Consider the following 10,079-nt stretch of genomic DNA (forward strand, 5'->3'; position numbering starts at 1 on the left):
AACTTGCTAGGGATGATGTAGGACGAACTGCATCAATCCTAGCAAACACAAAGAAAGAGCAGCAAAAAGCTGCTCTTTCCAATAGAACGGTTTATTTCATAACCTTAGCTTACTGTTTTGATCGCCGACTGCAATTTTACGTCCTTTATTGCGGAAATAGATCTCCAACGCTTCAAGCGATTTTCCTCTCGTTTCCGGTAAAGCGAGTTTGACGAAAAGAAGGGCAGCAATACCGCATAGGAAGAAAAGAAAGAATGTGGCTGAAAGACCGATAAATTCTTGAATGACCGGGAACAATAGGCTGATCATGAAGTTGGTTATCCAAAGACAAAAAACAGATACACCCATACCAAGCCCACGAAGACGCTGTGGGAAGATTTCCGACAGCATCAGCCAAGTAACCGGAGAAATGGTCGATTGTTGAAAAGCCAGAAACATGACGGTCATGCTGAGCACTAAATAGGGTAATAGAGCTGTTCCGTTCAAAGTCATTGAAAATATACTGATCATAAGTAACGCAAAAGAAGTACCTGCGAAGCCAATCATTAGCATGGGACGATGATTCACCTTGTCAAGCAGCCAAATTCCCAAAAATACGGCAAGCACGGAAATGATCCCGTTCGCAACATTTGCGATCAGCGCGACATTTGTGCTAAATCCTGAATCTTTTAGAATTTGTGTACCATAGTACATAATTGAATTAACGCCGGTTATTTGCTGAATGACTGATAAGCCGATACCAAGATAAACAATTCTTCTGATCCAAGGAATAGCCAAATCTTTAAATGACGCTTTAGAAAGCTTCTGTTCGGTATGAACCGCTTTTTTAATTGAGGTGAGTTCCAGCTTCGCTCGTTTCGGATGTCGAATTTTCATTAAAACACGCCATGCGCTTTTAAATTTTCCTTTAGAAGCGTACCATCTGGGACTTTCGGGAACGAAGAACATGCCAATCCATAGAACAATTGCCGGAAGCGTAGCAAGTACAAGCATAAAACGCCAAATATGGGAAGCGCCTCCAGAATAGTTTGCAAGTACAGCATTGAACGTGTAGGCAAGGAGCTGTCCGGTAACAATCATCAGCTCGTTTTGAGTAACCATTCTGCCGCGGAGTTCAACTGGAGAAACCTCTGCAAGAAATGCAGGTACGGTAACGGAAGCTCCTCCAACCGCCAATCCAAGTAAAAAGCGGAAGAAGATCATGACTTGAGCATTTTGAGCAAATGAGCAACCGATTGTGGTCACCAGAAATACAAAGGCAAGATACATGATGACTCTTTTTCTTCCTTTGCTGTCTGCTAATTTTCCGGTGAATACAGCTCCAAATGCGGCGCCTAATATTAATGAACTCGCAACGAGTCCTTCCAAGAACGCACTTAAATTTAATTGATCGGGTCTGGCCATATAGGGAAGGGCACCATTGATCACGCCTGTGTCGTACCCGAAAAGAAGGCCTCCGAATGAAGAAATGAGAGTAATCGCTTTCAAATATCTTTTGGGATGATTTGTAGTACTGCTCTGTTGCTGATGATGATCCAACCCCGCGGGATCGTTTGACGATTCTAAAGGTTTATTCATACTACTAATAACAAATCTCCTCCTTAGAGTAAAAAGCAGCAAGGAAACCTTGCTTGTTCATGCATACAGATCAATTTGTTGGAATTAACCCGCGATCAGTCAAGTTTGACCAACGAAGCGAAAATCCAACTCTTTTACTCTATGTTTATCAGGCGCATTTTAAGTTTAGCATTAAACCGATATTAAGTCAAAAAAGGTGAAATAAATTGAAAATAAGGACAACAGGAAATTCAACAGAAAACCTTTCGGAAACCGCAATCCAACTGTGGTTTCAGCTGTCTCGTGCCTATCATGTTCAATTAAAAAGTTACAGTCAATTTCTAAAAAAATGGAACTTTACGATTTCTCAACTCGAACTGCTTGTTAAAGTTGGGGGAAATGAACATGTCTCGCAAAAGCAGCTCGCTGAAATGATGTTTTTCACAAAAGGAAACATTACGCAGCTCATTATAAAGATGGAAAAAGAAGGCTATTTGAACCGCGAACAAAACTGGAAGACAAAGTACATCCTGTTAACACAAAAGGGCAGAGCGGTGTATGAACAAATGATTCCTGAGCAGAGACAATTTTTCTTGAAGCGGTTTAAAGGATTATCGATCAAAGAACAAAAACAGTTCCTTCAGTTATTGAAAAAATTAGACAATCAGTAATTGTCGATGATTGACCGCATATAACATAAGTTTCGTTTTAAATAAACGTTTGTTTAATTGCTGTGTTCGCTTTATAAGCATCTGAGCGCAGCCTTTTTACAGCGATTTACATAATTCTGTCGATCAGCGTTAAAGAAAAAATTGAACCGATCCGGATTTAGGCATGAATAATGGGGGCAACGATCTGGTTTTCAAGTAATTTAGTACGAAACGACCGCCTGCAAATGCTGCTGAGTTCAGAGATAAATGTCTGCGCCATAAAGTCGCCATGCCATTCAAAACTGAAGTCTTCTGAAAGGCCATGTACTCAATGCACACTGAATTCGGACAGTCATCAATCTTGAAAATGGCGTCCTTAATTTTATTTTTTTGATAACCGTCCATACGTTTCCCTGGACACGAAAAGAAAGGGTTAAAAGCAGATACCGTCTAAAGGCGATGGATTTAGACCCCGCTTATAGAAACTCAAAACTGAATTGAGATGAGATAAAAAAGGTTCCGTTTTGTGCCATACAACACGATCTGTTAGCCGCTTTTTTGTGATTTTGTAGGTGTATTCTTCGATGTATGTACATCCCACATAGATATATACAGAAATTATATGTATATTTTCTGTATATATTGCTTTTAATATACGTATAAAGCGTGTATATTTATATGTATAAACTAAGTAGGTTAAGAAGGGGAGCGTACGTTGATGCCGAATAAGACCATTTATGTTCCAGACGCTGATTTGGAAGTATTTGAACAAGCCCAAGAAGTTTCCGGTAAAAATCTGTCCGCTACGATTGTACAGGCACTCCGCTTTTACACAAAGATCGGAGAGGGAAAAGGTTTTGAACATATTGAAGTCTCTGCAGGTGAAGATGGCTATTATAAAAGAAAACGATTCATCGGGCGTGAGCTTGCTTCGGCCAGCGTGCACGATGAGGATCATTCAACACTAACAACCTATACGGTTTACGAAACGACCCATGGCCGGTACGCTGTCTACGTTCGCGAACAGAAGCGAATCCCTTTGGAACAATCGATTGAAAACGAACTGAGAAAAAGGATTATGGAGAAAATTGCAGGAGAAAGTACCAGCGGTCTTTCACTAACGGCCGAATCGGATGATCTGATTCCGGATAAACGGATTTTAAGTGTTTATAACTCTATTGATGACCTTATTGGCAAGGTTCCCACTGATTTATACCATGCCTTGCATGAAATCAAAGATGGAGAATTTCTTGATATCTAACCATTTCTCGAGTCAACAAAAGGCAGGTGCTTGTTTCTGTGATACGGATACTGACTCATGATCAGCAGAATCAATTGGTTTCGAACTGGGATCTTTCAAAATTAGCATCCGCAGCTTCGGACAATTTTTGGCTGGATATCAGTGCTGCAACGGAAGAAGAACGAGAAGAAGTCAAGCATTTATTCCCGGAGTTTGACCGGCAGAATAAGCTCGTCCAAAAACAGCCCAATCGTCCGCAACTGAAATTATTTAAGGACGGCTACTCTGTTTCAATGCGCGTGATCAGTCCAAATACATTGAAGACGCATGAACTTTATCTATATGTCAGTGAGCAAAAGCTAATCACCTTTCACCGAAAAAATTTGAAAGCAATCAATGACGTTTGGCATGAGTGCAGATCCGATCCGCAGTTTCAACCCGAACACATTCCTGAAGAGATCTTGCGCCGATTGATGAGCAGGCTGATCGATCAATATATTATGGCTGTCAATGATCTTGAGGATCAAATTGATGAGCTGGACTTGAATGCAAAAAATGAGCCGATCCATAAGCTCAATCGCAAAGTTTTTCAGTTACGCAGTCAATTGCTTGGTTTTCGCCGCGTCATTGCGCCATTAATGGATGTCATTCACCGGATCATCGGTTCTGCAATGATTAAGACAAGCCGCGATCAGGAACTTTTTTTGCGTGATATCAATGAAAATTTAAGTCGGCTGACACATATGATTGAATCGAATTTGGAAATCACTTCAGATATTCGTGACAGTTATCTGTCGCTGACGACCTACCGCATGAATCGGATTATGCAAACATTGACCGTCATTACAACAATCTTCATGCCTTTAACATTTATTGTCGGCATTTATGGGATGAATTTCGCATATATGCCGGAACTAGACTTGCAATACGGTTATTTTATTGTTCTAGGCGTTATGGCTGTGATTGCGCTCATCATGTTTTATTGGTTCCGCAAAAAAGGCTGGTTTGATAAGTAATTAGAACATGAAGGCTTCATTTGTCCTGCTTTTAGCATGCTTTTTTGCAGCGACGCAGCCTTGATATGCTCGTATGATCTGTGATCTAAGTTTTCTAATCAAATAAGGGAGTGTAACAGTGTAGTGGATGAATTAAAAGAGCGCATTCGCAAGGATGGCACGGTGATTAATTCGGAGATTCTGAAAGTTGATCGATTTCTCAATCATCAAATTGATCCGCAATTAATGAAAAAGATTGGCAAAGCATTCGCCAAGCACTTTCAAAATGCCGGGATTACAAAAGTTTTAACGATTGAATCCTCCGGAATTGCACCGGCACTGATGACCGGCTTGGAAATGAACGTCCCCGTACTGTTTGCGCGCAAGAAAAAATCGTTAACCATTAATGAGGACAGCTTAACGACCGACGTCTATTCATTTACGAAAAAGGTTCATAACACTATTTTTCTTGAAAAAGACACGATTATAAAAGAAGATCATGTCTTAATCATCGATGATTTTTTGGCCAATGGAGAAGCTGCACTAGGTTTGACTCGTCTCGTTGATTTAGCAGGTGCTGCTGTGTCAGGAATTGGCATCGTCATTGAAAAATCGTTTCAACAGGGGCGAGGCAGACTTGACCGGGCTGGGTATGCCGTCTATTCGTTAGCGCGTATCGCTTCTTTGAACGATCATCACGTACAGTTTTTGGACTAAAATAAACCCTTACTGAGAGGAAACCATGCATTCTTATAAATTTTTATTGTTTGATGTGGACGATACACTGCTTGATTTTGGGAAAACGGAAAAGTTAGCACTTCAGCGGTTGTTCACGGAACAAAACATTCAATTGACATCAGAAATTGAAAATTATTATAAAAAGATGAACAAAAATATGTGGCATAACTTTGAAAAGGGCGAAATAACACGTGATGAATTATTATTCACTCGTTTTTCAAAACTTTTCAAAGCCTTTGGAAAAACAGTGGACGGAATTGATATGGAGAAAAGCTACCGCCGTTTTCTTGGCGAAGCTCATCCATTGATCCCAGGCGCACGTCGCGCATTGGAAAAGTTAAAGAGCCATTTCGATTTGTATGTCGTTACGAACGGCGTCGCCGATACACAACGAAAACGTCTGGCAGATGCAGCACTGACCCCTTTATTTAAGGTGATCTTTGTATCTGAAGACACGGGTTATCATAAACCGGATCAACGTTTTTTTGACTATGTAGCACGCCATATTCCCAATTTCAATGCTGAAAACGCACTAATTATTGGTGATTCACTGATTTCCGACATGTATGGCGGAAACCGAGCCGGAATGGACACATGTTGGTTCAATCCAAATCATTTGAACAATCCGCTTGATTTGAAACCAACTTATGAAATTAATGATTTAAACCAGTTGGCCCCGATTGTCCTCGAATCGGAGTAACTCAATATACCATAAATTATTTATGTAAATAAATCACGCCTGATCATCCGTTGATCAGGCGTGATCCATATGATCGACCGCACGCTTCAGTTCATCATTTGACAAGTGCGTGTAGATCATGGTGGTTTGGATCGAGGAGTGCCCAAGCTGACGACGAAGCTTAGGAATATCGTTATTTTCCGCTTGATAACGAGTCGCAAATGAGTGGCGTAATTTGTGTACAGAGAGGGAAGGTTTGCCAAAGGCGACGGCATACTTTTTAACCAGATTCTCAATCGCCCGCGCGCTGAGGCGCCGTGTTGTCCCTTTTGGACCCATCGGCGCAGCGACAAACAACGCTTGGTTTGAAGCCGGCAGCCGATATTTTTTTGCACGCACATTTAGATAATCTTCAAGATCCAAACCTGCTTGTTCACTGAAAAATACATATTGTTCTTTATTCCCTTTTCGAACAACACGAACCATTCGTTTTTGAAAATCAACATCATGTAAGTCAAGACCAACTACCTCGGAGAGACGAAGGCCCGATCCAAGGATCAGCGAAATAATCGCGGTATCGCGTTCGGCATTTTGCGCATGAAAATTTAAAAGCTTCCGATTGTCCTTGACCGTTTCGCGATAATCGCTCGCCACAAATTGACGGAACGCCTCGTATTCATCGTGCCAAAGGATTTTTCCAGCCATTTTTTGAGCGACTGTTTCTTGATCCTCCTTAATCTTATTAAATGAAATTTTCGCCATCACATTACGTGTAAGGTATGGCTTTAGCTCACTTGTCTCAGCAATATTTTGTAAATAGTTAAAAAGTGACTTTAATGAGGACAGCTTTCGGTTCATTGTAAATTTGTCATTTTGCAGCCGAAATTGGAGATAGGAAAGGAAATTCTCGATCGACTGTGGTGTTAATTTCTCGAGAGACTCTAAGGGTACCGATGTACGATCGCCTTGATGAAATCCTTCAGCGATCATCCAATCAAAAAAGATCAGGTAGTCATGACAATAGTTGAGCAATGAACGAGGGGACATCACCCTCATTTTTTTATCCACATACTCACGAACATACCAGGGAAGACGCGCTGTTTTTTCATCAATTCGTTCATAAAGATGTTGGGAACTTTCGTCAGCCATAAGGATACCTCCATATAAAATGGTAATATTTAACATATACAGAATAGCATAATGAGAGCGGTTTAGCAAATATTTTACGAAGTAAACGCTCAATCAATTCAAGATTAATCATCAATTACCTTGAGTGAATGTGACATTGATCATCTTTTTTCGAATTCTGCTTTTCTTTTCACGTCAATCCATGCTATATTGTAAGAGATGATTAAAGTAATTAACAGATCATGTGTAACTGGCGTAGCATGGGAAACCATGAGGGAGCACATGAGGTAATGATAAGCCGCACGCCTGGGCAAAGTATTTGGAGAAGAAGAGCCAAATACTTTTTTTATTTGTTTACGGAGGCGTATCCATTGGGAAAATTGCTTGAGACAACGGCACTTGCAAAAGAAATATTGGATCACTTAAGTGTAGAAGTTAAGCAACTTAAAGAGCGGGGAATTGAACCCACGATCTCTGTGATTGTTGTTCAGGGCGATCCAGCATCAGAATGCTATGCGAAGGTGAAACAAAGAATTGCGCGCAAACTGGGCATTCGTTATTTGCTCACCTCAGTTCATCCACAAGTAACAGAAACAGAACTACTCGAACGCATTAAATGGCTCAACCGTTGTCCAACCATTCATGGCATCATTTTGGAACTTCCACTTCCGAAACATCTTAATGCTACGCGTTTGGCAGCGGCCATTTCTCCTGAAAAAGATATCGACGGTCTGACACCGACAAATAAACTCGCTTGTTTTACTGGTGATAAAGGGTTGTACCCAGCAACTCCGTTAGCATGTATCCGAATCATGAATTATTTCGGCTATACGCTTGAAGGAAAGAATGTTACGTTAATTGGTCACGGCGAGACCGTAGGCAAACCGCTCGTACAACTTTTGTTGCGTGAAAATGCGACGCTGACGGTTTGTCATAAATACACCAAAGACCTGCGGATGCATATTGAAAAAGCTGATGTGCTCATTACAGCAGTGGGGAAGGCTGGCTTAATAGCACCGGACATGGTTCATCGCAAGTTAACCATTATTGATGCCGGTATTAGCGAAACGAAGGATGGAATCATGGGTGATGTGCAGCCTGAGGCAGCGGAATTCGTTAAAGCGATGACACCGGTTCCAGGCGGTGTTGGTAAAGTAACGACCATGCTCTTATTTGAAAACTTAATGAGAGCGGTGCAGCTGCAGACGTGCAAAAGGAAAAGGGAGGTTGACCAGCGTGAAAGTCTTTGACCAATCAATTCGCCAATTTATTGAGGCTGCGTGTTCTGCAGCACCAACCCCCGGAGGCGGAAGCGTTGCTGCGGTAAGTGCCGCACTCGGTGCATCGATGGGCGCCATGGTTGCCAACCTTTCGACAACGGGTAAACATTTTGAAAAAAACGCAGCTCAGATGAATACGATCATTGAACAGATAAAAGCTTCGCTTGACGCATTCGAACAAATGGCAAAACAGGATATGGAATCATTCAGTTTGTTTATGGACGCTTTGAAAATGCCCAAAGACAGCGATGAGAAACGTGCGCAACGTTCCGAGTGTTTGCAGCAAGCGGCGATTCAAGCAGCAAATGTTCCGCTCAGACTAATGGCGCAAAGTCGGGATGTTATGGCACTACTTGAAGAAGCAGCGCAAATTTATAACAAGAATGTGATTTCAGACCTTGGTGTGGCCGTCATTACGCTTGATGCAGCGATCCAATCCGCTTGGCTGACCGTTAAGATCAACTTATCATCAATAAAAAATGAAACAACAAAAAGTAGTTATGAAAAACAAGGCATGCATTTATTAAATGATGCACAAAAAATCAAACAGTCGGTCATGGACATTGTTATGGATAAAATCGGCTGATGGAGGCATCATTTTCAAATCCCTAGACATTACTTCGTCAAAATTATATTTTACGTAGTAATCTAGCGCTGAGATTTTCACCCCTTCTTGATCAAATTAATTGCTCATTCTTTACTTTTACGATTAAAGCGTTGCAAAAGTTTATCCAGCCATTGTTTTTTGCTTGAATTTTTTCGTTAAATTATTCTTGGCCTTTAATGGCAACTATTCTTAGTTTCACATCTATGATCAATACTGGTACATGGAGTAACGTGGAACAAGCTCGCTGTTAATGCTATGATGAGACGCGTGCTTATGAACGTATGAATCTATTGTCAAATGCTAGCCACCCTCCCCGTTTCCGCATTTTTTCATCGGCGTTAGTTCTCCGAGTTTAGCAGTGTCCCGCCCATATTGGTCGCAATCCATTTGAAGCGTATCTCCTTCATCCATTCAGTCTATTTCAGTTCGATTGTAAGATCAGCTTCCCTGCCTGAACTTTTCCCTGTTCATTCCAAGAAATCATGAATGTGTTTTTCGCACGATTTCTTACCACAACCGGCACAACTGTGCCTTTGCAAAGTCCTGTATCGGTTTGAATTGCCTTTTTCCATAACACTGATCGGCAAGTTGCTCGAATCCCTCTTTCGATAACTGATCGCTGAACGTATCCTGAAATGATGCTTCGTTTCTCCAAATGACCATCTTATTTTCCATCATTACGAAAGAGATAGTCAAAAAATAGAGCATCAATTAACACAAAAAGTGTTCCTAGCGAAGTGGGATTTACTATTGAATTCCCATCTTTGCGTTGAGGAAAATTTATCGATTGAAAGTAAAGATTATATGGAACCAATGTTGCAAGCTCATTATTTTTGAAATCTGAATCAGTAATGGATAGTACGGGTACATGCTTGAATTTTAGCATGCGAATATCTTCTATAATCTCTTTAATTTCACCGCTTAACGAAATAATAATCAGTAGGTCCCGTTCTGTAAAATATTGACGTGCGAGTTCAAACTCTTTTTTTGCAGTTAGATCAATAATTCTTCGATCACAGCTTAGGAAATTCCGCTTTAATTCAAGTACTGCGTTTCGCTGCGCCCACCCTGTTCCATAGGCATAGATATGTTCAGCCATTTGGATTCGATGATAGATTTGTGAGCGGTCTGTTGCCCGAAATCGTTTAAGCGTATTCTCGATTGCCATGTTTAGCTGCTGGTAGTAATTTTCCTTTTCCAATTTA

The 10,079-nt window shown here is 41.0% G+C and carries 11 protein-coding genes and 1 riboswitch; of the genes, 7 read left to right on the forward strand and 4 right to left on the reverse strand.

Annotation, left to right across the window (positions count from 1 at the left end):
* Positions 1–96 precede the first annotated feature (96 nt).
* Positions 97–1,578: a sugar porter family MFS transporter gene (locus tag SIN01_RS02020; RefSeq protein ID WP_010024157.1), complete on the reverse strand. Its 1,482-nt coding sequence runs from the start codon at positions 1,576–1,578 to the stop codon at positions 97–99.
* A 206-nt stretch (positions 1,579–1,784) separates the two neighbouring features.
* Here SIN01_RS02020 and SIN01_RS02025 point away from each other — a divergent pair, with 206 nt between their 5' ends.
* From SIN01_RS02025 to SIN01_RS02045, 5 genes are all read left to right on the forward strand, one after another.
* Entirely contained in the window at positions 1,785–2,228 is a 444-nt protein-coding gene (locus SIN01_RS02025) for a MarR family winged helix-turn-helix transcriptional regulator (RefSeq protein WP_010024159.1), read from the forward strand.
* Between the two features lie 697 nt (positions 2,229–2,925).
* Complete coding sequence (locus SIN01_RS02030; RefSeq protein ID WP_010025688.1) at positions 2,926–3,468, forward strand: EXLDI protein; 543 nt, start codon at positions 2,926–2,928, stop codon at positions 3,466–3,468.
* Between the two features lie 38 nt (positions 3,469–3,506).
* Positions 3,507–4,463, forward strand: coding sequence for a magnesium/cobalt transporter CorA (gene corA, locus SIN01_RS02035; protein ID WP_010025689.1), 957 nt, complete (start codon positions 3,507–3,509; stop codon positions 4,461–4,463).
* Positions 4,464–4,586: 123 nt separating this feature from the next.
* Positions 4,587–5,159 carry a xanthine phosphoribosyltransferase gene (locus SIN01_RS02040; protein ID WP_010025691.1) on the forward strand — a complete coding sequence of 191 codons (573 nt, stop codon included), beginning with the start codon at positions 4,587–4,589 and terminating at the stop codon, positions 5,157–5,159.
* A gap of 25 nt (positions 5,160–5,184) precedes the next feature.
* Positions 5,185–5,880: a YjjG family noncanonical pyrimidine nucleotidase gene (locus tag SIN01_RS02045; protein ID WP_010025692.1), complete on the forward strand. Its 696-nt coding sequence runs from the start codon at positions 5,185–5,187 to the stop codon at positions 5,878–5,880.
* Between the two features lie 54 nt (positions 5,881–5,934).
* Here SIN01_RS02045 and xerS read toward each other — a convergent pair whose 3' ends face one another.
* Positions 5,935–7,008 (reverse strand): tyrosine recombinase XerS, encoded by a 1,074-nt coding sequence (gene xerS / locus SIN01_RS02050; protein ID WP_010025695.1) that lies wholly within the window; start codon positions 7,006–7,008, stop codon positions 5,935–5,937.
* A 215-nt stretch (positions 7,009–7,223) separates the two neighbouring features.
* Positions 7,224–7,306: riboswitch (ZMP/ZTP riboswitch) on the forward strand.
* Between the two features lie 52 nt (positions 7,307–7,358).
* On the opposite strand from xerS, the gene SIN01_RS02055 reads away from it, so the two are divergent.
* Positions 7,359–8,237, forward strand: coding sequence for a bifunctional 5,10-methylenetetrahydrofolate dehydrogenase/5,10-methenyltetrahydrofolate cyclohydrolase (locus SIN01_RS02055; RefSeq protein ID WP_010025698.1), 879 nt, complete (start codon positions 7,359–7,361; stop codon positions 8,235–8,237).
* Complete coding sequence (locus SIN01_RS02060; RefSeq protein WP_047034988.1) at positions 8,224–8,853, forward strand: cyclodeaminase/cyclohydrolase family protein; 630 nt, start codon at positions 8,224–8,226, stop codon at positions 8,851–8,853. The genes SIN01_RS02055 and SIN01_RS02060 overlap by 14 nt, the downstream gene beginning before the upstream one ends.
* 528 nt (positions 8,854–9,381) lie before the next feature.
* Here the strand turns inward: SIN01_RS02060 and SIN01_RS14925 are convergent.
* A complete protein-coding gene (locus SIN01_RS14925; RefSeq protein WP_156994745.1) occupies positions 9,382–9,537 on the reverse strand; it encodes a hypothetical protein in 156 nt (51 codons plus the stop codon).
* Position 9,538: 1 nt separating this feature from the next.
* Positions 9,539–10,079 (reverse strand): SIS domain-containing protein (locus SIN01_RS02065; RefSeq protein WP_141305921.1); only part of this gene is annotated, 541 nt, incomplete at its 5' end.

Origin of the sequence: Sporolactobacillus inulinus, assembly GCF_006539285.1 — a bacterium.
In the GTDB taxonomy this organism is placed as follows: Bacteria; Bacillota; Bacilli; order Bacillales; family Sporolactobacillaceae; genus Sporolactobacillus; species Sporolactobacillus inulinus.

Excerpts from the sequence above, each read along its gene's own strand:
- xerS (WP_010025695.1), bottom strand. The coding sequence starts at position 7,008 with ATGGCTGACGAAAGTTCCCAACATCTTTATGAACGAATTGATGAAAAA.
- SIN01_RS02045 (WP_010025692.1), top strand. The coding sequence starts at position 5,185 with ATGCATTCTTATAAATTTTTATTGTTTGATGTGGACGATACACTGCTT.
- SIN01_RS14925 (WP_156994745.1), bottom strand. The coding sequence starts at position 9,537 with ATGGTCATTTGGAGAAACGAAGCATCATTTCAGGATACGTTCAGCGAT.
- SIN01_RS02030 (WP_010025688.1), top strand. The coding sequence starts at position 2,926 with ATGCCGAATAAGACCATTTATGTTCCAGACGCTGATTTGGAAGTATTT.
- SIN01_RS02020 (WP_010024157.1), bottom strand. The coding sequence starts at position 1,578 with ATGAATAAACCTTTAGAATCGTCAAACGATCCCGCGGGGTTGGATCAT.